Annotated in this window: 20 protein-coding genes; 12 read left to right on the top strand and 8 right to left on the bottom strand. The window is 58.8% G+C overall.

What is annotated here, in order from left to right; all coding sequences use genetic code 11:
- Window positions 1-74: 74 nt before the first annotated feature.
- From QP904_RS11450 to QP904_RS11440, 3 genes are all read right to left on the bottom strand, one after another.
- A complete protein-coding gene (locus QP904_RS11450) occupies window positions 75-1,160 on the bottom strand; it encodes an LGFP repeat-containing protein (protein WP_284836097.1) in 1,086 nt (361 codons plus the stop codon).
- Between the two features lie 601 nt (window positions 1,161-1,761).
- A complete protein-coding gene (locus tag QP904_RS11445; protein ID WP_259887901.1) occupies window positions 1,762-2,244 on the bottom strand; it encodes a hypothetical protein in 483 nt (160 codons plus the stop codon).
- A 17-nt stretch (window positions 2,245-2,261) separates the two neighbouring features.
- Window positions 2,262-3,947 carry an LGFP repeat-containing protein gene (locus QP904_RS11440; RefSeq protein ID WP_259887900.1) on the bottom strand — a complete coding sequence of 562 codons (1,686 nt, stop codon included), beginning with the start codon at window positions 3,945-3,947 and terminating at the stop codon, window positions 2,262-2,264.
- Between the two features lie 189 nt (window positions 3,948-4,136).
- Here QP904_RS11440 and QP904_RS11435 point away from each other — a divergent pair, with 189 nt between their 5' ends.
- Together QP904_RS11435 and QP904_RS11430 are read left to right on the top strand one after the other, a co-directional pair.
- Window positions 4,137-4,973: a trypsin-like serine peptidase gene (locus tag QP904_RS11435; RefSeq protein WP_284836096.1), complete on the top strand. Its 837-nt coding sequence runs from the start codon at window positions 4,137-4,139 to the stop codon at window positions 4,971-4,973.
- A 351-nt stretch (window positions 4,974-5,324) separates the two neighbouring features.
- Complete coding sequence (locus tag QP904_RS11430; RefSeq protein WP_284836095.1) at window positions 5,325-5,597, top strand: alkyl hydroperoxide reductase; 273 nt, start codon at window positions 5,325-5,327, stop codon at window positions 5,595-5,597.
- Between the two features lie 62 nt (window positions 5,598-5,659).
- On the opposite strand, the gene QP904_RS11425 is transcribed toward QP904_RS11430, so the two are convergent.
- On the bottom strand, window positions 5,660-6,043 hold the full coding sequence (locus QP904_RS11425) for a heavy metal-responsive transcriptional regulator (RefSeq protein ID WP_369815758.1): 384 nt from the start codon (window positions 6,041-6,043) through the stop codon (window positions 5,660-5,662).
- A gap of 228 nt (window positions 6,044-6,271) precedes the next feature.
- Here QP904_RS11425 and merT point away from each other — a divergent pair, with 228 nt between their 5' ends.
- The 5 genes from merT (at window position 6,272) to QP904_RS11400 (ending at window position 10,681) form a co-directional block, all read left to right on the top strand.
- The gene (gene merT / locus QP904_RS11420; RefSeq protein WP_034973490.1) at window positions 6,272-6,649 is read left to right on the top strand and encodes a mercuric ion transporter MerT; all 378 of its coding nucleotides are present in this window, start codon (window positions 6,272-6,274) and stop codon (window positions 6,647-6,649) included.
- Window positions 6,646-7,611 carry a cytochrome c biogenesis CcdA family protein gene (locus QP904_RS11415; RefSeq protein ID WP_284836094.1) on the top strand — a complete coding sequence of 322 codons (966 nt, stop codon included), beginning with the start codon at window positions 6,646-6,648 and terminating at the stop codon, window positions 7,609-7,611. The genes merT and QP904_RS11415 overlap by 4 nt, the downstream gene beginning before the upstream one ends.
- Window positions 7,608-8,156: a TlpA family protein disulfide reductase gene (locus QP904_RS11410; RefSeq protein ID WP_086589185.1), complete on the top strand. Its 549-nt coding sequence runs from the start codon at window positions 7,608-7,610 to the stop codon at window positions 8,154-8,156. The genes QP904_RS11415 and QP904_RS11410 overlap by 4 nt, the downstream gene beginning before the upstream one ends.
- A 119-nt stretch (window positions 8,157-8,275) precedes the next feature.
- A complete protein-coding gene (gene merA / locus QP904_RS11405) occupies window positions 8,276-9,718 on the top strand; it encodes a mercury(II) reductase (RefSeq protein WP_086589184.1) in 1,443 nt (480 codons plus the stop codon).
- A 252-nt stretch (window positions 9,719-9,970) separates the two neighbouring features.
- Window positions 9,971-10,681 (top strand): ASCH domain-containing protein, encoded by a 711-nt coding sequence (locus QP904_RS11400; protein WP_071406902.1) that lies wholly within the window; start codon window positions 9,971-9,973, stop codon window positions 10,679-10,681.
- Between the two features lie 754 nt (window positions 10,682-11,435).
- On the opposite strand, the gene QP904_RS11395 is transcribed toward QP904_RS11400, so the two are convergent.
- Together QP904_RS11395 and cmtR are read right to left on the bottom strand one after the other, a co-directional pair.
- Window positions 11,436-12,035: a cadmium resistance transporter gene (locus QP904_RS11395; protein ID WP_061925647.1), complete on the bottom strand. Its 600-nt coding sequence runs from the start codon at window positions 12,033-12,035 to the stop codon at window positions 11,436-11,438.
- Window positions 12,032-12,391, bottom strand: coding sequence for a Cd(II)/Pb(II)-sensing metalloregulatory transcriptional regulator CmtR (gene cmtR, locus QP904_RS11390; protein ID WP_086589182.1), 360 nt, complete (start codon window positions 12,389-12,391; stop codon window positions 12,032-12,034). Before cmtR ends, QP904_RS11395 begins: the two co-directional genes overlap by 4 nt.
- Window positions 12,392-13,501: 1,110 nt before the next feature.
- On the opposite strand from cmtR, the gene QP904_RS11385 reads away from it, so the two are divergent.
- Entirely contained in the window at window positions 13,502-13,738 is a 237-nt protein-coding gene (locus tag QP904_RS11385) for an exonuclease domain-containing protein (RefSeq protein WP_234288142.1), read from the top strand.
- Here QP904_RS11385 and QP904_RS11380 read toward each other — a convergent pair.
- Together QP904_RS11380 and QP904_RS11375 are read right to left on the bottom strand one after the other, a co-directional pair.
- Window positions 13,716-15,197 (bottom strand): multicopper oxidase family protein, encoded by a 1,482-nt coding sequence (locus QP904_RS11380; protein WP_086589181.1) that lies wholly within the window; start codon window positions 15,195-15,197, stop codon window positions 13,716-13,718. The two genes, QP904_RS11385 and QP904_RS11380, sit on opposite strands and share 23 nt — an antisense overlap.
- Before the next feature lie 71 nt (window positions 15,198-15,268).
- Window positions 15,269-15,844, bottom strand: coding sequence for a CueP family metal-binding protein (locus QP904_RS11375; RefSeq protein WP_086589180.1), 576 nt, complete (start codon window positions 15,842-15,844; stop codon window positions 15,269-15,271).
- Window positions 15,845-16,249: 405 nt separating this feature from the next.
- Here QP904_RS11375 and copR point away from each other — a divergent pair, with 405 nt between their 5' ends.
- The 4 genes from copR (at window position 16,250) to QP904_RS11355 (ending at window position 20,823) form a co-directional block, all read left to right on the top strand.
- Complete coding sequence (gene copR, locus QP904_RS11370; protein ID WP_086589189.1) at window positions 16,250-16,972, top strand: two-component system response regulator CopR; 723 nt, start codon at window positions 16,250-16,252, stop codon at window positions 16,970-16,972.
- On the top strand, window positions 16,969-18,096 hold the full coding sequence (copS, locus tag QP904_RS11365; RefSeq protein WP_086589179.1) for a two-component system sensor histidine kinase CopS: 1,128 nt from the start codon (window positions 16,969-16,971) through the stop codon (window positions 18,094-18,096). Before copR ends, copS begins: the two co-directional genes overlap by 4 nt.
- A 114-nt stretch (window positions 18,097-18,210) precedes the next feature.
- The gene (locus QP904_RS11360) at window positions 18,211-18,537 is read left to right on the top strand and encodes a heavy-metal-associated domain-containing protein (RefSeq protein WP_086589178.1); all 327 of its coding nucleotides are present in this window, start codon (window positions 18,211-18,213) and stop codon (window positions 18,535-18,537) included.
- 51 nt (window positions 18,538-18,588) lie between these two features.
- Window positions 18,589-20,823 (top strand): copper-translocating P-type ATPase, encoded by a 2,235-nt coding sequence (locus QP904_RS11355; protein WP_284836093.1) that lies wholly within the window; start codon window positions 18,589-18,591, stop codon window positions 20,821-20,823.
- The last annotated feature ends 150 nt before the right edge of the window (window positions 20,824-20,973 follow it).

Below are 20,973 nucleotides of genomic sequence, written 5' to 3'. Positions count from 1 at the left end.
ATTTTGGGACCAGCACCCGCCGCAAGCAATAATAGAAATCAAGGCAAACGCCTAGGAACAAAACCCGGGGCACTTCATTCAAACTTTTGTTCCTTCCAACCGTCACTGTCACTTTCTCCGGGGTCACCAATAGGGTAGCCGACATCTCCATCAATAGCGCCTGAATACACCCATTGGAGTAGCACATCGCCTGTTATAGCGTGAGCGCCGAATTTGGGGTGCCAAACCATAATTCCTTTTTGGAAAAGGTTGTATCGCCCGATCCCGTCAGGTGTTTTTTCTTCGCTGCTGATAGGGAAACCTAAGGTACTCTTTTGGGCTCCCATGCCCTGCCATTTGTCATATATTCGCCCCTGAATTCCTGCTTGTACTGCAGGAATGGAGTTTCGTGTGTAGATGTAGCCACCTTGGTATTTCTGCTTATACCAACCCTCTCCGAGAGCGATATCATTAGTCATTGGGTACCCGAAGTGTCCGCGTTCCCAACCATGCTTTGCCCACACGACGGTTGCAGGAATGCTAACAGTATGAGCGCCTGTCTTTGGATGCCAATAGATAAACCCGTTGACGAATTCGGACCTTTTACCAATACCGTCAGGGTTAGTTAGCTCGTTGCTTTTAGGAAACGTCAGAAAGCTTTTCGGTCCGCCAATGGAATCATAAAGTTCCCGGATTGCACCGCATACTTCAAAAGGAGAAGGCCAGTAAACTTTGCAACCTGGGGCAGAATTTAGGGTTGGATTATCTTCTTCTTGCAGCTGTGCTTCTTTTGTTTCTGCAAGATCCGCCTCTTCTTTGGTGAAATCACCCGGTATTTCTTCCCTATCGCTACGCATTTCTCCAGGGCGTACAGTAGATTTAGGAGATTTCGTCGGAGTCCACTCGGAGACCTCTTCCGGTGAAAGTTCAGTCTCTACAGTTTCAGACGAAGCCCCCTTAGCCCACTCTGGCAGTACTGGAGTGGGGTATTCATCTGACGCTTCTTTACTGTCGATTTCCTCTACGGAATTTTCACTAGAATCAGCAGGAAAAGCACCCTGTGACACTGATGACGATAATGAATCAGAAAAAGATGATTGTGCGACTGCAGTGCCGGGAGTGGTACTGATTAATAGGCTTGCTGAGACGAAAGCAAGGAGTTTGCGTGAGAGAGCTTTCATTGGTGGTCCTTAGATGAGAGTGAAACAAGGAGTTGTTCTACTAGGTCAGCTTATAGCCTGGTGGCAGGCTACGCTGGTTAAGTGAAAAAAGTTCTCCTTATCTAATCTCGTGGGGTACCGATGAAAATAGTTAAACTCGGTCTTTGTTCTCTAGCCTGCGCATTTACTGCGCTAGGGGCTTGTTCTTCGGTGGCTGTTGCTGCAGATAATGACTTCGCTTCATTGCAGGCAAGCAGTACTGTGCCATGGAATTAATCGCGCCAGCGACCATGAGTCGCGGTCAGAGGTGTGAACATCTGCGGGCAGATAGCAGGGCGCTTGTGTCACGCAATGTGCTGGCGCATTTGCGTATCAGTATGAGTAACAGAGCGCGTTCAAAACGTTAGGGCGCGCACGCGCAATCGAGCACCAGGACGTGACAATCACATGGGGTAAGGAAGTCGCTCCTGTGACTTCTGCGGCAGCACCAGCTGGTTAGTTTGTGCCATTGGTTCATTTCGTCCAATCGATGAAAGTCATTAGTACAAACAAAAGTGACCTTAACTAACTGCTCTAGTTAAGGTCACTTTTCTCGCATCATGATTTTACGATTTAATTACGCTCAAACCGTAAACGGACGTCCCTCGTACCACTCATTATTCTTTTCCTGGAACGGAGCTAAAAGGTAGCGGCTTTTCCATGGGCAAGGAACTCTCCACAGATAGTAATCATTACCTACATATCCGTCTTCCCGTTGCACTCCTTCTGTCTCAGGTTGGGGGCGTACAACTCCATTAAACTTTTCGGGGATAAGGGCTCTACGACCTACTGGATCTGTCCACTGAAAATCACGTTCCCATCCTTCCTCAAAATCGCACCCATCGAAATAAACTAATACCTCACTCGGCGAACTGAGAGAATGGGAAGCATTCTCTATCGGAATTTTCTCGTACCAAATGTCATGGTCTACTTTTTTACCTTCTTCAATCCACTCGAGAATCTCTTGCTCATCAAAACTGGCACCTGCAAGAACCTGGATTGCTGTATCAGGCTTGTCTAGAAAGAAGCGTTTGACGTAGGCGAGATAAATATTAGATATATGCACTAACCGAGTCCTACCTTTTAAAGATTGCCAGGAATCTTACATTCAACGCGAGCCGGATTACTATAAGCCCTCGCATAATAAGTTCCCGTTGAGGTAACAATTTTTCCTTCAGTTACCCCAATAAATGAGGTTTCGACGTCTCCAACGCAATCTTGTTCCACTTTAAGCGAGCTGTACTTATGTGGAAGTTTCTTTTTTTTATCGAATTTATACTCCGGTTTATTATCTGTACCACTCCTTAAATCAGGTGCTTTTTTCCACCATGCATAGTATTTATAGCGCAATGTATTAACGTGGGTCACGCTCAGTACCTTTTCTTTGCACTTCGTATGTGGCTTGAACCCCACGGCTTTAAAATCTGAACTTTTCCGATTGTGCGGATTATCCAATGACAGCTCACAAGGCCCATAGCGCTTTCCCGCTGCTTGAAGGCTTATCGCGTCTTCCAAGGGGAGCTCTTCCAATCCAGCTTCGACACGGTCAAAAAACTCTGCTGCTAGAGCAGGACTAGGAAATTCCAAATAAGGAGTAACGCCCATTAGAGAACCCCCTGGTAGGCCCTCTCGTTTAATAGACTTTAGTGTTCCTCCCTCAAAGTTCTGAGAAACAAAATCCTCTTCTTCTTTCGGATCTCCTGTGGGGAATCCGTAAGAGCTTTTCTCATATCCTGCTGCAGACCAATCAAGAAGCACCGGATCCATAACCGGATGTGCTCCGTGCTGCGGTGTCCAGTAGATCATTCCGTGTTCGAAGACGTTGTAGCGTCCGACACCGTCTGGGGTGGTTAGCTCATCGCTGATGGGGTAGCCGAGTTCGCTGTTTTGGGCACCCATGGATTGCCATTTGTCATAAATTCGGCCTTGGATGCTGGCCTGAGTTGCCGGCAATGTATTGTGGGTGTAAACATGTCCGCCTTGGAAGTCTTGTTTAAACCACTGGTTTCCTAAAGCCATATCGCTGGTAGTGGGGTACCCAAGGAAGCCCTTTTCCCAGCCATGGCGCGCCCAAACAACCGACACTGGAAGACTAACCGTATGCGCACCAGTCTTGGGATGCCAATAGATAAACCCATTGGCAAATTCAGAACGCTTGCCGACTCCGTCTGGATTGGTGAGTTCATTAGATTTTGGCAGAAGAAGAAAACTCTTAGGACCGCCGATACTGTCGTACTTTTCTTTAATTAGTCCGCACACTTCGAATCTGGTTGGCCAATACACACCGCAACCTGGGCGTGCATTCAACGTTGGTGTATCTGGATCCGCAAGTTGCGCTTCCCGGACCTCTGCCTTATCAGCTTCTACCTTGTCCACACCAGCGGGGATCTCTTCCCGGTCAGAGCGCATCTGGCCAGGAATAATTTCCTTATTCGGGTTCGCGGTTGGATGCCACTCGTCTAATCCTTGTGGATTGAGATCTTCCTCAGCGACCTGATTAACCTCATAGCCTTCAGCACCCGGAGGAGTTGGAATACCCCATTCAGCGAATGGGCCATCTACTGCTTGTGAGGGAGCTGCTTCACTTGCGATCGAGTTATCGAGGCTCGCGGCAGAATTAGGAGTTTCAGATGGTTCAATTACCGACTGAAAATCATCAGAAGTGGATGAGCCAGAAAAGGATGATTGGGCTACTGCAATACCTGGTGTGGCACTAAACAGGAGACTTGTTGAGATAATCGCAAGTAGTTTGCGTGAGAGAGCTTTCATTGGCGGTCCTTAGATGAGAGTGAAACAAGGAGTTGTTCTACTAGGTCAGCTTATAGCCTGGTGGCAGGCTACGCTGGTTAAGTGAAAAAAGTTCTCCTTATCTAATCTCGTGGGGTACCGATGAAAATAGTTAAACTCGGTCTTTGTTCTCTAGCCTGCGCATTTACTGCGCTAGGGGCTTGCTCTTCGGTGGCTGTTGCTGCAGATAATGACTTCGCTTCATTGCAGGCAAGCAGTACTGTGCCGGTGAATGATAATCGTATTGCGGCTTTGTGGTCAGTAACTCCAAGTTTGGATGACTCACAGCAACAACGTGTTCGGCGTGATTGCACGGCAAGCTATGTAGGGGACAATTTCTGGTTGACCGCGCATCACTGTGTTTCTAATTCACCTTTTATGGATGGTTTTCTCCGCCAATCAGATGGTGAAGCAGCAGGTATCGCCGCTATCTATACCAAGTCTTCTACCGAAGATGTTGCACTTATTAAAGTCGGTGACGGAATCAATGCCGATTCATTTACCGTGGCCACAGAGCCGTTGAAGATCGGGGATCAAGCCATACTTACTGGTTATGGTCAACCCCATGACTATGCTTCTTCGGCGGAAACAGTCATTTCCGAAAAAGTAGACTCCCTGAACTTCGGAAACGTTACGTATACCGATCTGCTCAAAGGAAAATCGTCAACGGACTCACGATCCTGCGGCGGAGATTCGGGAGCACCTGTCTACAAAAACAACACTCTCTACGCAGTACACACTGCCGGCGGATTTAACCCAGAATGCATCGATGGGCAAGATAGGCCCATGTGGCATACAAACCTTCCCCCGAGGGCTGACTGGGTACATGAAACCATCCACTCTAACGTGGGACTTTCCCCTCAAGAAAAAGTTAAAGCAGAAAACGGTCTTAAGTATGCTCCTCCTGTAGCTCATCCGCCCGTTGACCCCCATACCCCAGACACTCATAAAGAAACACGAAAAAGCTCTTCTGATATGTCCTCGCTATCAAGCTCAAGCCATTTTTAAAAACATCAATGCCCTGAGTAAAACAAGCATTCTTCAGAGGCTAAAAGCGTAGATAAGCCCAGAAAAATAGTAGCCTTCTGCTGAACTTGAGCTAGTCATTATCGGTGAGCTTTAAAGCTGTACAGCGCCCCCAAGTACTTCTCCTGACTTTTTGAGACAACTTAAGACGTCGCTTCATAACCGTCAAAGTGAAGTGTAATCAACTGTTACATGTGTCACCCGTCTCGGAGAGAATAAGAATCAGAGCACGATCCTCTACGTCCGGTTCCTACCCCAGATCATTCCCACCGAAAGCCGCCGCCAACCGGCCTGACCTCGCTCACTCGCCGGGCCACGGCATCACCATGGGGCTTGACCTTCGAGCCGGGAGCCCGGGTGCTTGCCAAGGTCCAGCGAAGCTCTCCTGCTGCCGTGAACTATGTCGCGGTGGACATCGCGTCCTACGAGACGGCCAATGAAATCAGGGAATTCCTGGCCGGAAATGGGGCGTCATCCCTGGCCTTTGCCTCTGATACCGATACGCGGCTCATCACCGCCTACCGGATAAACCAGGTAAGCACCGCTGTAATCCTGGACGCCGCGGGCACGGAGGTCTTCCGTGCCGTGGAGCCGGGTGCTGCGTAACTGCGGACGGCACTGGCCGCGGCGGGAGCCGGCTCAGTGAAGCCCCTTAGCCTGCGGCGGGCTCAGATGTAACTGCAGATTTGTTCAGCATCGCAGCGCTGAGGGTCGGCCACCTCGGCGGTTGCATATTGTTCGGCCACGGTCACCCGGAGCGCGGTGAGCTCCGCGATTTTCCGGTCCAGGTCCTGCAACTGTTTCCCCAGGACATCCCGTACGTGGGTGCAAGGCGTCAAACCGCTATCGCGGATCCGCAGAATGCCCTGGATCTGCGCCAGGGTCAGCCCGGCGATTTGGCTGCGGCGAATGAATTCGAGGCGGCTGAGGGTGTCGTGGGTGTAGTCACGATAGCCGTTGGCCGAGCGCTCAGCCGGTGGGAGCAGGCCCCGGTCCTCATAGAACCTGATCGTCTTGGTTGTTATACCGGCAGCATCAGCAACTTCACCGATTCGCATTTCGGGTCCTCATCTCGTTCCAAAAAATCGCATATGACCCTTCCATCGTACTGGAACGTTCCGCCATCGGCACCCGCAAACCAACAGGTCCCGCCGCCAGCTTGACCTTCCCCCTTAGTGGAAGGTTGATAATGGGGTGTGACGTACTACTGGCCGTCCGGTTTCGTGTTGGGGTCCCCTGTCGGGGTCCCGGACACGAGCCGGACATATGAAGGGATGATCATGTCAATAAAAGTGAAGGGCCGGGAGCGCTCTGGCCTGGTGCTTGCGGCAGGCACTCTGCTGTCCTCCCTTGGTGTTGTGATGGTGGCGCTCGTGTGCTGCGGGGTACCCGTTCTGACGGCTGCAGCCGGTGTTTTCGCCGCGGCCGGCGCAATGGCCGGCAACCTCTGGTTCATTGCCGCCGCAGCCCTTGCCGCGGGGGCCCTGCTCCTGCGGGCGCAGCGTCGGGGCAGCCCGGGGACGGATTGTTGCGCCCGTTCCCGCCCGGGGGCCAGCCTGTCCGCGGGTTCTACTCCAACACCTCATTCATCGTCGGAGCAGGAGCGGTCCGGGCAGTCCCGGGCCGGTGCTTCTGAGGATGCGGGGTCACAGGGATGACGGGTGTTTTGGGTTTGGCCTTTCTGACCGGAATGCTTGCCACGGTGAATCCATGCGGGTTTGCGATGCTGCCAACCTATCTGGCGTACTTCATTGGTTCAGGCCCCGGTGCGGGACGGAAGAGGCCGTTGCTTGCAGGTCTTCAGGCCGGGGTTGCCCTCAGCGCCGGTTTCGCCACTGTCTTTGTTACGGCCGGCCTGCTCGCCGCTGTAGGCCTGCGGTCGGTGGCGTCGGCGCTTCCCTGGGCGGCGGCGCTGATCGGAGCGGTTATTGTGGTTGCCGGCCTTGGCATGGTGTTCGGATGGCAGCTGCCCGGGGCGAGGTTGAACCTGCCCCGGATTCTGAAGACGGACGGGACCAGTTCGGGCCTCAGGGCGGTCTTTGGCTACGGGGTGGCCTATGCGGTGGCTGCGCTCTCTTGCAGCCTGGCCCTGCTGCTGGCTGTTGTCGCCCAGGCTGTGTCCACCGGGAGCCTGGCCGGGCTGCTGGCGGTCTTCGCCGCCTACGCCTTGGGCTCCTCGGTGGTGCTGGTCCTTCTGTCCCTCGGTGCAGCGGTAGCGCGGGACGTCCTGGCACGCCACGTCCGAAGGATCCTGCCGTTTGTTAATCGTCTCGGCGGAGCCGCGCTTATCCTCGCAGGGATCTACCTGTTGCTCTACTGGGTTCCGGCCCTGTCCGGCGGGCAGGCCGGGGAGATCATGGGCGGGACGGTCACCGAAGCCAGCGTGGCGCTGTCCGGTTTCATCTCGGGCAACTGGCCCATCATCACCCTCACCGCGGTGGCCGCCGTCCTCGCCGCCGCGGCCCTGGCCCTGCGGCGCCGCAGTAAAAGCAAGGCACAGGACAACAGCGCAATCACGGATGGGGCTGAGAGCAGCGACAGCACCGAAGCGTGCTGCGGCCCGGAACATCTTCTTCCCGACACGGCGCCAGGGCGCATCAACCAGAAAGGAAACCCATGACAACGACCAGAAACCACCGGCGGATCTTCACCATTACTGCCGTCGTAGCGGCCGCGGCCCTCATCCTGGTCCTGGCCCTCACTGCGTTGAACCGCGGGAGCGAAACCGCTCCCGCCGCCGGGCCAGCGGGCGCAAACAACGTGGACAGGATCGAGATCACATCTGTGGACGGCAAGGCCCTCACCGTCCCTTCCACCCGCCCGACAGTGCTGTATTTCATGGCGAGCGGGTGCTATACCTGCGTTCCGCAGGCAGAAGCGATGAAGGAACTGGAACAGGAATATGCCGATAAGGCAGACTTCGTCGCCGTGGACGTGACGCCGGAGACCACAAAAACCCAAGTGGACCAGTTCCGCGAAATGGCCGGCACACCCGGATACCCCTTCGTTGTCGACCGGACCGGGGAACTCACCCAAGAGTACGCGGTCACATCCCTGGACAGTACCGTCGTCATCGCACCTGACGGTGACATCCTGGGCCGGGTCGATTCCCGGCCCATGAAGGCCGATGCCCTGAAGGAATTTCTTGACACAACACTTCCGTAGCAACACCGATCTCTTCGCTCCCGTTCTTGACCTTCCCGTGCAGGGGAAGGTGCAGACTGGGGACAGTATGCAAAAAGGAACGCCCCCGGGGTGTTCATTCGAGACTCCATGGAGGACTAATGCCTGAGGCAGCACCAGATTTTGATTTAGCCGTGATCGGTTCCGGAGGCGGCGCCTTCGCCGCCGCCATCCGGGCCACCAAGCTGGGCAATCGGGTCGTGATGATCGAACGCTCCACGGTGGGCGGGACCTGTGTGAACACCGGGTGCGTTCCCTCCAAAGCCCTGCTGGCCGCCGCCGAAGCCCGGCATGTAGCTGTGGATGCGACCGGAAGGTTCCCCGGGATCAGCACTTCCGCCGCCCCGGTGGACATGGGTGTACTGATAGACGGGAAACGCTCCCTGGTCGAGGGAATGCGCTCGGATAAATACGTGGATCTGGCCGCTGACTACGGATGGGACCTGCGCCAGGGCACCGCGGTGTTCGCCGGCACCCCGGAGGAACCGGTCCTGGAAATCACCGGACCCGACGGCACCCGCGACTCCCTGACCGCCGCCCATTATCTGGTCGCGACCGGTTCGACCCCGTGGGCACCCCCGGTGCCGGGACTGGATGAAGTCAACTACCTGACCTCGACCACCGCCATGGAACTGAACGAGGTGCCCGAGTCCCTGATCGTCTTCGGCGGCGGGTACGTGGCCCTGGAGCAGGCGCAGCTTTTTGCCCGCCTCGGATCCAAAGTGACCTTGCTGGTCCGCTCCAGGCTTGCCTCGCACGAGGAACCGGAAGCCTCCCGTGCGCTGATGGGCGTCTTCGCCGACGAGGGCATCCGCGTGGTCCGCCGCGCAGCCGTAACTTCGGTCCGCACAGATCCCGCCGGCGCAGAGGTCCTTGTCACCGCCACGGTCGCCGGGGGCCAGGAGGAATTCCGCGCCGCAAAGCTGCTGGTAGCCACCGGCCGACGCGCCGTCACCGTCGGACTGAACCTGGACGCCGTCGGCGTCAAGACCGGCGACACCGGCCAGATCCTGGTCGAGAGCACACTCGCCAGCTCCAACCCCAGGATCTGGGCCGCAGGGGATGTGACCGGGCACCGAGAATTCGTCTACGTCGCGTCCGCCCACGGAACCCTGATGGTGGAGAACGCCTTCAACAACGCCGGGCGCGAGGTCGACTACCGGCACCTGCCCCGCGTGACGTTCACCAGCCCGTCACTGGCCGCGGTCGGCATGACCGACAAGGAAGCCAACGAGGCGGGCATCCGGTGTGAATGCCGGGTCCTGCCCCTGGAATACGTTCCCCGGGCACTGGTGAACCGGGACACCCGCGGCTTCATCAAAATCGTCGCCGACGCCGACACCGGACGGATTGTGGGGATCACCGCCGTCGGCAAGGAGGCCGGTGACCTGGCCGCCGCCGGAGTCTACATCCTCGAGGCCGGAATGACCGTTGACCAGGTCGCGAACCTCTGGTGCCCATACCTGACCATGGCCGAAGGGATCAAAATCGCCGCACAGTCCTTCACCACCGACGTTTCCAAACTCTCCTGCTGCGCCTCCTGACCCGCGCCAGATCCCAGCCTAATCCCATTACGTTGTTGGCAGTTCCGCTTGAAGGAGCCCAGGATTCGTACTCCTAGCCCCATGCTGGGGCAGGCTATGTTTATCTGCGTTCCTTCTGCCTTGTGGCAGTGGAACTAGTCGCTGGCTTCGGTATGGCTTATTTTCGTCCCTGTCTGAAAATGATCCGGGGGGGTGTTCCCGATCTCTGTCTTCGCATAGATCAAGCGCGTTAGCATTTATTACCCTTAAAGAGTGATTACCAACGAACTTCGAAATTTACTAGCCAAAGCAACCACCCATGCACAGCGTTTTCAAGACGGAGAAGACCACACTGTAGCCGCAGCACTCCTCACCAAATCAGGCAAACACGTACTCGGTTTGAACGCGCACCACTTCCTCGGTGGTCCTTGCGGGGAAGTCTCGGCTTTAGCTAACCATGCTGCTAGTTATCCAGAGGACCCAATCCAAGCAGTAGTCGCCGTATACGGACCTACTGGTCAAGTTATTCCTCCCTGCGGTAAATGCCGCCAGGTGCTTTTTGATGTTGATCCGTCCATCCGGTGCATCGTGCGCGGAAGCAATGGACTTGAAGCACCTACCGTAGAAGAACTCTTACCATTCGCATTCAACTGGCGAGATATAGAACAAGAGCAGCGCATCTACATGTGGGAAGGCTACGAGGAATCAATTCGTAGCGGAGAAAAGCAACAAACCATCCGAGTAGATGATCCTTTCCATGAAGGAAGTGCCCAAATAGTCTTCGAGAAAGAATCCGGAGAGGTCGTCACCATTCCTGCACAGGTCACGTCCGTTGTCTCTACCCAGCGAAGTGAATTATCGGAAAAGCAAGCTCGAAATGACGGTTTTGGTTCTCTCACCGAGCTTCAGGAAGCGCTAGATACTCACTATCCCGGATTAGCTGCCGATGACGAAGTCGACCTCGTAGAGTTCAAACTCCAGTAATTCAAACAATCTAAAAGCGCACTTACCCTTTTTGTAGAAGCAGTAAAACTACACCAGAGTTTGTGACTTAGGGGAGTGCTTCACATCTGCAAAACCGACGACTAATTTCTTGTTTTTTCTGTGTGTCAGCTCACTAACCAAAAGCCTAGGACACGCACCTGTGCGCCTTGTTTATTGGAGCGCACGGGGATACTGGAGACTACGAGTACGCACTAGACGCAGCCAACAGTGCCGCCAAGCACCTACAGGTAATACAAGCGGAGTTGCCTGCCACTTCCCCACTGGACCGCGACGCCGGCATGCTCGCTAAGTTTGTGCGCGCGGGACAGGGAAATCTGTCTCAACAACGACCCGCAGATAATCCCGACGAACTTCTAGACTTAGCCACCAGCCTCAAAGAACGGCTGGAAGGGGCGGATTCTAGGGGTCATTTTTCTTTGGCTAAACGCGGTTTTAGGCCGAATTTCGGCTCTCGACCACGAGCTCTAGGCCACGGGCTTCGTCCTCGTTTGAGAACCAGCCGGTGGCCTTGGTCGGGCTACGCCGCAAGCGGTGGCGCGTTGGGGAAAGCGTCGGTGCTAGTCTCATTGCGTCCGCGGGTGAAATTGGGTAGCCGAAAGTTTAATTGCTGGGATTCTGTAAACTCTGTGTGATTAGATTCACACGCCCCGACAGCGCTTCAAAAAGACCTTCCAGGCGTTATAGGAGCCACCGATAACGCCCGGTCGGGGCCGTTTGGAACGCTGCCGCTACGTCAGAGCCCGAAGGCTCCGCCGCTGACGAGGATCACGATACCGAGGCCGATGAGAACGATGGGAAAGAGGATGTGCTCAAAGCGTTCGAGCACTTCCGCGATCGGGGGGCGGGTTGCGACGAACCTTGCCAGGGCCACCAGGACCGCAACGAGCGCGAGGAAGATAACGCAGTAGGCGACTACTGCGAGAGGCTCCACGCTGAGGAATACAGGGGTGTAGACGCCGATATTGTCGCCACCGTTGGCAAAGGTGACGCCTGCGACCGCCCCCACGCCGACCTTCTTGCCGGCAACCTTGGCCTCGTCATCGTCGTCACCGTCTCCGCGCCAGGCCTCCCATGCGGCCCAGAGGCCGAGGCCCAGAGGGATGAGACCAAAGTATGGAATGGCTGCCGGGGGCAGAAATGCTCCGGCGCCGGTGGTCACAAGGATCGCGGCGACGAGGATGCCCGCGAATCCGAGGTACTGGCCGGCCAGAATGCGGGCGGTGGTGCCGCGCTGGCCTGCCCCTCGCGCGAAGAAGAGGGAGAGCACGATGATGTCGTCGATGTTGGTAGCTGCGAACAGGCCTATCGCCTGCAAGACCGAGGTGAGGATCATGCGTCCTCCCCAGCTACGTAGCACCCGGGAAGCGTGCAGACGGGATCGATGCACGGGGCGTCTTCGTCTACTGCCAGGGTGGCATCGACCAGTGCTGTCAGTGCCTGTGCCAGGTGCGGATCGGCGATCTCGTATCGTGTCCGACGCCCCTCTGGCTCGGAGACGACAATCCCACAATCGCGCAAGCATGTCAGGTGGTTGGACACGTTCGGGCGTGTCAGGTCCAGATCTCGGGATAGTTCCGCCGGGTAGGCGGGATGGTCAAGCAGGGTCAAGATGATCCGGGATCGAGTGGGGTCGGCCAGTGCACGACCCAGGCGGTTCATCACGTCGAGACGCGAAGCAATAGTCAGCATGCGCTGAACTATACAGCGATCGCTGAACTAGTCAAGTTCCGGGTAGCGGTGCAGCTGTGTGCGCTGCTGAAGAGACAGTGAAAGTAGCAGAGATGGCGCAGACTCCGGCAAAGTTGCGAAAACAGCTGAACCACGCTCGTTTCTGATGATCGGCCCATGTGCGATTTGTGCCGCGCCGAAGGCAACCGAATTGGCTCGAAGTTCCGTAGCGTTGAAAGTTTCCGCTCGAACCATAAGTCACCGGAGGTGCTCACCTTTGACGAACTTGTCGAACGTTCACCGTGGAGCGTGGAGCTTGCCGAGAGGCAGGAAGAGTCGGAAGCGGAATTTCCTGACTTCCCGTTCTCAGGAGCGCTCCTGCTCACGTCAAAAATTTACTTCTGTTGTGCAACCCGAGGCGAAACTGCGTGTAACCGGGGTGTTGCCGCGGACCTAATACATCTGGTCAGGAAGTTTCATAAAAGCCCCTCGTCCGTCACGGGGCCTTCAAGAAACATCTTCAATCTTTCCACGAAACCCCTGGCCGGCCGAAGGAAAACGGCGCTCAATAAAAGGAAACTCCCCTAGTGCTTCTCGTCGTTGGAAGCACTAGGGAAGAATCCATATCCGCAGTACGGGATATGCTCTTTGAAAAGCCATGCTGAGCTGCCATCGTGAACATCACACCATCGAAATCCGGAGATGGAAACCACAGAAGTTTCCACTCCGGTTCTTTTTATTTTTCCTAGTCGCAGTTCTTCTGCTTAGTACGCAGCATATCCATGCTCATCAATCATGTACTGGGTAGCAGTATTTAATTCCTGCTGGGAAATATCCCGCAAACTCGGCCCCGCCGCTGACCCTCCCCAGTGGTCGTAGTAGCGGGGGTTGGGGTGGAGTTCGGATAGTCCTGCGAAGTGCTCATAGCACTAAGGCAACCACACCCACGCCCGCTACGAAAGGCCAACCACACTAACCTTGTGGACAACCCGCACAGGGCTAGTGTGGTTATCCACAGAAATCCACGTTGGTTGCAGTGTTCGATAGCGTTTAGGCGGGCATGTCGGTATGGGCCTCTTGGCTTGAGGCATAGGCTTTTTAGAAAACCTCCTCAACCGCTACACCCCACGCATGCCGTGCGAGCCGGTCTTTGCGGTCATTGATACCGAAACCACCGGCTTTAACAAGCGCTATGACCGCATCATTGGACTTGCTGCCGTGCGCGCTGACGCGAACTTCAATCCCGTTGACTCCTGGCACACATTGCTCACCCCTGACACCAACGCCGTGTTCACTACTCGGGGGACACCCCCGCCCACCTCGGCATTCAACCCTGCTGTGGGGGTTACTCGTAGCGAAGCGAGCTGAGCATCCCGGTTTCCATGTGATAGGCGTTATGGCAGTGAAATGCCCACTCACCGGGGTTGTCAGCGATCAGGTCGGCGATCATGGTTTCACCGTGGCGGAGAAGGACGGTGTCCTTGCGTAGTCCGCCGCTGCCGGGCAGCGCCCACGTGTGGCCGTGGATGTGCATGGGGTGGGGCATCATGGTCCTGTTGCGCATGACCATCCGCAGGCGCTGGCCCTCCTGCACGGTCGCGGAAGAGGATTGGCCGTCGGTGAGAATGCTCCATTCGTACGGCATCATCTGCCCGCCCAGGTCGATGCTGACTTCTCGGTCTGGTGTGTCCTCGGGTAGGAGTGCACGGTCTGCTGGCTTCAGGGAGGACAGAAGCAGTCCGGTGGACGACAACTCGGGGAAGTCGACATCGGGGTGGGGGGCCTGGCCGCCGGCGGTGCGGATGACGGCGAAGGCGCGGTCGTCCTTACCCACCGCCAAAGCCGTGAGCGGGAAGATGCCGTCGCCGAGGATGACCTCGACGTCGACACGCTCGCCCATCGACAGGTAGATCGATTCGGTCTCCCTGGGCTGGACGGGGAAGCCGTCGGTGTGGGTGACGGTCATGCGGTGACCACCGAGGGCCACCTTGAAGATGGTGTCACCGCCGGAGTTGATAAACCGCAGGCGGGCCTTGTCGCCCGGGCGAGCCTCGAAGGTCCGGTGAGCACGGGGGATACGTCCGTTGATGAGGTAGTGCGGATACATCACATCGCCGGCATCCCCGCCCAGTACCCGGTCCGGGGTGCCGTGCATCATATGGCCGTGGCCTCCCATCCCCTTCTTCCCGTTATGGTCGCCCGAACCCATTCCGGTGAGCTTGTCGAGCTCATCGTCGGGAGTGCCCTGAATGCCATCGACCCAGTCGTCGAGCACGATGGTCCACTCGGCGTCCTGGTCCTCAGCGTCTTGCGGGTCACGGACGATCAGTGGGGCGTGGAGGCCGCGATCAAGCTGCAGGCCGGAGTGGGAATGGTAGAAGTAGGTGCCACCGTGGGGGACTTCAAAAACATAGGAGAAAGACTCGCCAGGTTCAATGGGGTCCTGGGTCATGCCGGGCACACCATCGGCTGCGTTGTGGAGTGCGATGCCATGCCAGTGGATGGAGGTGCTCTCAGGCAGTTCATTGGTGATATCGACCTGGAGGACATCGCCGGCGGTGGCCTCAATGGCCGCATCCCCGGTGTCAGAGACGTATCCCCACGTCTTGGCTTCGATACCGCCGATATCCAGAGAGAGTGGCCGGGCGGTCAGTGTCCGGCGCACCGTCGGCTCACCGAGCGCAGTGGGGGTGGGAGTGGGGCGAAGAGAGGAACCTGGTGCCGAGGCAGCGGGTCCAGGGTCGCTGGTGCAGGCGGCCACGGCCCCGGTGCCGGCAAGGACGAGCCCGCCGAGCAGAAACTGTCGTCGGGAAAATCCGTTCATCATGATTTAACCTTCCTTGGTGTTAGATTTCAGTGACACGGGAGACAGGCGCAGGTGAGGACCCTGCTGAGCCATCACGTCAGGTGCAGGTCTGTGACACAGGTGGCACCGTCGTCGGCGGTGGAAAACTCCGCGGTGCCGGTGCGCCCTTGGTAGCTGACCTCAATCAGGCCGGTGGCATCATCGGGAAGCCAGAAGCCAATAAACCCGTTGTCGAAGGTGGTTGTCGCCTCGTCCACCAGCACCTCACCGGTCGCCTCATCGGTGATCGTGACCTGGATATCCTCATTGTCGAGTTCCCCCAGGCAGGTCGTGAGGCTGTGGTAGAAGCAGTCGTGGGTGGAGGTGAGATAGGGTGCGATCGAGACATACGTCTGATTGTCGGGAAGATCGACCACGACTTCCTGGTCATCGCTCGAGAGCAGCAGTTCATCGGCACGCACTGAGGCTTTCAGATCCGTGGGACGCTCAGTGACCTTCTGCCGGTCGAGGTGATCAATGATCTCCACCGCGTCCATGTCGGCCAGGCCATGGGCAGTCAGGAATGCATCCTGGGACACCGTCCCGTCGGCGGTGGGTTCCGGGTCGGCAGCCGAACACCCCGTGAGGGCGAGGGCAAGGGCGGCGGCTGCGATCACTGCTCGTTTCACGTCAATCTCCTTGGATCGTGGTAAGACGGTGAGAAGACACCGCCTCAAGGTCGATGCCATACCTTTATCTAGCACGGGTGCCTGACGGACTAGAAATCAAAACCCCTGCTCACAGCCTTATAACAGGGCGAAAAAGGGGGTGAATTCGGTGGGCTGGGTCACCACCGGAACACCACCCCACAGCCGTGGGCGATGTCCTTCTACCCGCCCCGGGTATGCGGTGCAGGCAGTGAAATCCCTGGTGGCGCCTGCTGAACCGACCAGGGGAGACGATGCCGCCCGCCCGGGGTGGGGCACAGTGGTGACGGCGGTCGAAGGGTGATGTTTGAAGATTTGATGAAGATTTCCCCGCCGGGCACTGAGCGAGGGTGGTATTCCCCCCTGGCCGGAGCGATACTGGGGTCTATGGCTGACCGCACACCGACCACCGCCACGCCCCCGGGGCGGGTGCTGGTCGTCGATGATGAACAACCCCTGGCTCAGATGGTGGCCTCCTACCTCATCCGGGCCGGCTTCGATACCCGCCAGGCGCACACCGGCACCCAGGCCGTGGACGAGACCCGTCGCTTTTCCCCCGATGTCGTGGTCCTGGATCTGGGGCTGCCCGAACTCGACGGCCTGGAGGTGTGCCGACGGATCCGCACCTTCTCGGACTGCTACATCCTCATGCTCACCGCGCGTGGCAGCGAGGACGATAAGATCAGCGGATTGACCTTGGGGGCGGATGACTACATCACCAAACCTTTTAGCATCCGGGAACTGGTGACCCGAGTGCATGCGGTGCTGCGCCGCCCGCGCACCAGCACCACCCCACCGCAGGTGACCACCCCCTTGATCGTCGGTGACCTCATCCTTGACCCCGTCGCCCATCAGGTGCGGGTGGGGGAGACGACCGTGGAGCTCACCCGCACGGAGTTCGAGCTGCTGGTTGCCCTGGCCCTGCGCCCCGGCCAGGTGCTGACCCGCCACGACCTGGTCACCGAGGTCTGGGACACCACCTGGGTCGGTGATGAACGCATCGTCGATGTCCACATCGGCAACTTGCGTCGCAAGCTCGGCACCGACACCCGGGGCCGGGGGTTTATCGACACCGTGCGTGGCGTGGGCTACCGGATGGGGCAGCCATGAATCACGGACCCGGCCTAACCTTCCGCTTCCTGGCCGCCCAGGTGTTGGTCGTGGTGATTAGCCTGCTGGTGGCCGCGGCCGTGGCCACGATGGTGGGCCCGACCCTATTCCATGATCATATGTTGATGACCGGCCGGGAGGACCCCTCGCTGGAGCTGTTCCATGCCGAGCAGGCCTACCGGGGCGCCAACCTGATCACCCTGGCCGTCGCCCTGCCCACCGCCTTAATCAGCGCCCTACTGGCCAGCATGTGGTTTTCGCGTCGTCTGCGCACCCCCCTGCAGGATCTTACCCACGCCGCTACCAGCCTGACGGCCGGCAACTCCCGTATCCGCGTGCCCGCCGGAAAAGCAGGCCCCGAGGTCACCACCCTGGCGCATGCCTTCAACACCATGGCCGACCGGCTGGAACACACCGAACAGGTCCGCCGCCAGATGCTTTCTGATCTGGCCCACGAAATGGGCACCCCCTTATCGGTGCTCACGGTCTACCTCGATGGTCTCCAGGACGGGGTCGTGGACTGGAATAATGCCACCCACACGATCATGGCTGACCAACTCACCCGCCTGACCCGGTTGATGGAAGACATCGACGATGTCTCCCGGGCCCAGGAACACCGGATCGATCTGGACCTGGCGCAGGAAGGGCTCGGGGATCTGCTCCATACCGCCGCTGCTGCCGCGGGGGAAGCTTATGCTGACAAAGGCGTCGATTTACAGGTCGAGACCATTACAGACACCGCCCGGGTGCTCGTGGACCGGCAACGCTTCGGCCAGGTGATGAGCAATCTGCTGTCGAACGCGCTACGGCACACCCCGGCCGGCGGGCAGGTCCGGATCAGCGTCCACCGACAGGGGGCGTCCACCGCGCTCATCCACGTCGCCGATGACGGCGAGGGCATCCCACCTGACCAGCTCAGATACATCTTCGAACGCTTCTACCGGGGGGATGCCGCCCGCAGCCGGGACGACGGCGGGTCCGGTATCGGTCTGACCATCTCCAAGGCATTGATCGAGGCCCACGGCGGCACTCTCACCGCCACCTCCCCCGGACCCGGTCGCGGAGCGGTGTTTGCCCTCCGCCTCCCGCTGTCCCCTCCCGACAGTGAGGAGGCTGCTCGATGACCACACCCTGCTCCGCGTGAGGGCCGTTCCCTCCACCCATTGAAAATATACCCCCGGGGGGTATACGCTAGAGAGTGGCATCGCCGCATCCCACCGACTCGTAGGAGCTTTCCCATGATCACCTCCCCGCCCCGCCTCTTGCCGATGGCCTCCCACGGCTGCAGCTGTTGCGGACCTGCCTCACGTGCCGACACCGCCTCCATCCCTGCCGCCAGCGACTCGTCAGCAGGAGCGTCCTCCCCTAGCTACCAGGTCACCGGCCTGACCTGCGGGCACTGCGCGAAAAGCGTGACCCAGGCCCTTCAGGCCCTCCCCCAGGTCGACGACGTCCAGATTGATCTCGCTGCTGGTGGTGTTTCCACCGTCACGGTCACCGGTGTCGTACCTCCGGAGATGGTTCGCCGGGCCATCGAGGAGGCTGGCTACACCGTCTTATCCTGATCAGTTTTACCCATCATCTCGACCCCGACCGGGTTGAGCGAAAGGAACGTCATGAGCACTCCCCACCATTCCGGTGATCACCATGGTGATCACCCCGCTCCGGAAGCAGACCACACCCACCACCCGGATCATGCCAGCCACGAACACCACGCGGATGCCGGCACCCACGGCCAGGCGATGCCCCACGATCACCCGCACTCCGCCCTGGATGACGACCACCACGTTCATGGTCACGGCGAACACGCCGGACACAGCACCGCAATGTTTCGGGACCGCTTCTGGTGGTCGCTGATCCTGTCCATTCCCGTCGTTATTTTCAGCCCCATGGTCGCCGACCTGCTCGGCTACCACCTCCCGGCATTCTCCGGATCCACCTGGATCCCCCCGGTGCTGGGCACGATCATCTTCGTCTACGGCGGAACGCCTTTCCTCAAGGGCGGATGGAAAGAACTGAAATCCCGCCAACCCGGGATGATGCTCCTGATCGCCATGGCCATCACCGTGGCGTTTGTCGCCTCCTGGGTCACCACTCTGGGGCTGGGCGGTTTTGAGCTGGACTTTTGGTGGGAGCTGGCCCTGCTGGTGACCATCATGCTGCTGGGCCACTGGCTGGAGATGTCCGCTCTCGGGGCCGCGTCCTCCGCGCTTGATGCGCTGGCTGCCCTGCTGCCGGATGAGGCCGAGAAAGTCATCGACGGAACCACCCGCACCGTGGCCATCTCCGAGCTGGTCGTCGACGACGTCGTGCTGGTGAGGGCCGGTGCCCGGGTGCCGGCCGACGGAACCATCCTCGACGGAGCCGCCGAATTCGATGAGGCGATGATCACCGGCGAATCTCGTCCCGTCTTCCGCGACACCGGTGACAAGGTGGTCGCCGGTACCGTGGCCACCGACAACACCGTCCGCATCCGGGTGGAGGCTACCGGCGGGGACACCGCCTTGGCCGGGATCCAACGCATGGTTGCCGACGCCCAGGAGTCCTCCTCCCGGGCCCAGGCCCTGGCGGATCGGGCGGCGGCGTTGTTGTTCTGGTTCGCGCTGATCTCCGCTCTGATCACCGCGGTGGTGTGGACCATCATCGGCAGCCCGGACGATGCCGTGGTGCGCACGGTCACGGTGCTGGTCATCGCCTGCCCGCACGCCCTGGGCCTGGCGATTCCGCTGGTCATTGCGATCTCCAGCGAGCGGGCCGCGAAATCCGGGGTGCTCATCAAGGACCGGATGGCGCTCGAGCGGATGCGCACCATCGACGTGGTGCTCTTCGACAAAACCGGCACCCTGACCGAGGGTGCGCACGCGGTCACCGGTGTCGCGGCAGCTGTCGGCGTCACCGAGGGCGAGCTGCTGGCCCTAGCCGCCGCCGCGGAGGCCGACAGCGAGCACCCCGTGGCCCGCGCCATCGTGGCAGCCGCGGCCGCCCATCCCGAGGCCTCCCGTCGGCAAATCCGTGCAACTGGTTTCAGCGCCGCCTCCGGCCGAGGGGTCCGGGCCACTGTCGATGGCGCTGAGATCCTCGTGGGCGGGCCGAACATGCTGCGCGAGTTCAACCTCACCACCCCGGCCGAGCTCACCGACACCACCAGCGCCTGGACCGGGCGTGGGGCCGGTGTGCTCCATATTGTCCGCGACGGTCAGATCATCGGTGCGGTGGCCGTCGAGGACGAGATCCGCCCCGAATCCCGCGCCGCCGTGAAAGCCCTGCAGGACCGCGGGGTGAAGGTCGCGATGATCACCGGCGACGCGCAGCAGGTGGCCCAGGCGGTTGGTCAGGACCTAGGCATTGATGAGGTCTTCGCCGAGGTCCTGCCCCAGGACAAAGACACCAAGGTCACGCAGCTGCAGGACCGGGGTTTGAGCGTGGCCATGGTCGGTGACGGTGTCAATGACGCCCCCGCTCTGACCCGCGCGGACGTCGGTATCGCCATCGGTGCCGGCACGGATGTGGCCATGGAATCTGCCGGGGTGGTCCTAGCCAGTGATGACCCGCGGGCAGTGCTGTCGATGATTGAGCTGTCCCAGGCCAGCTACCGCAAGATGATCCAGAACCTGATCTGGGCCTCTGGCTACAACATCCTCGCCGTGCCGTTGGCCGCCGGAGTGCTCGCCTCGATCGGGTTCGTGCTGTCCCCGGCCGTGGGCGCGATCTTAATGTCTGCCTCGACCATCGTGGTGGCCCTGAACGCCCAGCTGTTACGCCGCATTGATCTGGATCCGGCTCACCTGGCTCCGACCGAGTCGAAAGAGGAACTCACCACGCCTACTCCGGCATCCACCGCCGTCCAATGATCCACCACTTCTCTCCACTGCCCCCATATGACCCTGAAAGGTGCTGTTGCAAAGTTGGGGCAGTAGGAAGAGCGACGTGAAATAGTCACAGCCATGGGTATCTTCTCCGGTTGTCATTTCCCCCGTGACATCATTCTATGGGCAGTGCGG

It is taken from the genome of Corynebacterium nasorum (assembly GCF_030229765.1).
Lineage (GTDB): Bacteria > Actinomycetota > Actinomycetes > Mycobacteriales > Mycobacteriaceae > Corynebacterium > Corynebacterium kefirresidentii.
Note: the sequence above shows the minus strand (reverse complement) of the source record. Positions and strands in the feature narration are given on the sequence as shown.

What these genes read in the sequence shown, in the direction of transcription:
- QP904_RS11360 (WP_086589178.1), top strand. Translation starts at nt 18,211, where the DNA reads ATGATCACCTCCCCGCCCCGCCTCTTGCCGATGGCCTCCCACGGCTGC.
- QP904_RS11385 (WP_234288142.1), top strand. Translation starts at nt 13,502, where the DNA reads ATGCCGTGCGAGCCGGTCTTTGCGGTCATTGATACCGAAACCACCGGC.
- QP904_RS11380 (WP_086589181.1), bottom strand. Translation starts at nt 15,197, where the DNA reads ATGATGAACGGATTTTCCCGACGACAGTTTCTGCTCGGCGGGCTCGTC.
- QP904_RS11440 (WP_259887900.1), bottom strand. Translation starts at nt 3,947, where the DNA reads ATGAAAGCTCTCTCACGCAAACTACTTGCGATTATCTCAACAAGTCTC.
- QP904_RS11415 (WP_284836094.1), top strand. Translation starts at nt 6,646, where the DNA reads ATGACGGGTGTTTTGGGTTTGGCCTTTCTGACCGGAATGCTTGCCACG.
- QP904_RS11410 (WP_086589185.1), top strand. Translation starts at nt 7,608, where the DNA reads ATGACAACGACCAGAAACCACCGGCGGATCTTCACCATTACTGCCGTC.
- QP904_RS11395 (WP_061925647.1), bottom strand. Translation starts at nt 12,035, where the DNA reads ATGATCCTCACCTCGGTCTTGCAGGCGATAGGCCTGTTCGCAGCTACC.
- copS (WP_086589179.1), top strand. Translation starts at nt 16,969, where the DNA reads ATGAATCACGGACCCGGCCTAACCTTCCGCTTCCTGGCCGCCCAGGTG.
- cmtR (WP_086589182.1), bottom strand. Translation starts at nt 12,391, where the DNA reads ATGCTGACTATTGCTTCGCGTCTCGACGTGATGAACCGCCTGGGTCGT.
- merT (WP_034973490.1), top strand. Translation starts at nt 6,272, where the DNA reads ATGTCAATAAAAGTGAAGGGCCGGGAGCGCTCTGGCCTGGTGCTTGCG.
- QP904_RS11450 (WP_284836097.1), bottom strand. Translation starts at nt 1,160, where the DNA reads ATGAAAGCTCTCTCACGCAAACTCCTTGCTTTCGTCTCAGCAAGCCTA.
- QP904_RS11355 (WP_284836093.1), top strand. Translation starts at nt 18,589, where the DNA reads ATGAGCACTCCCCACCATTCCGGTGATCACCATGGTGATCACCCCGCT.
- copR (WP_086589189.1), top strand. Translation starts at nt 16,250, where the DNA reads ATGGCTGACCGCACACCGACCACCGCCACGCCCCCGGGGCGGGTGCTG.
- merA (WP_086589184.1), top strand. Translation starts at nt 8,276, where the DNA reads ATGCCTGAGGCAGCACCAGATTTTGATTTAGCCGTGATCGGTTCCGGA.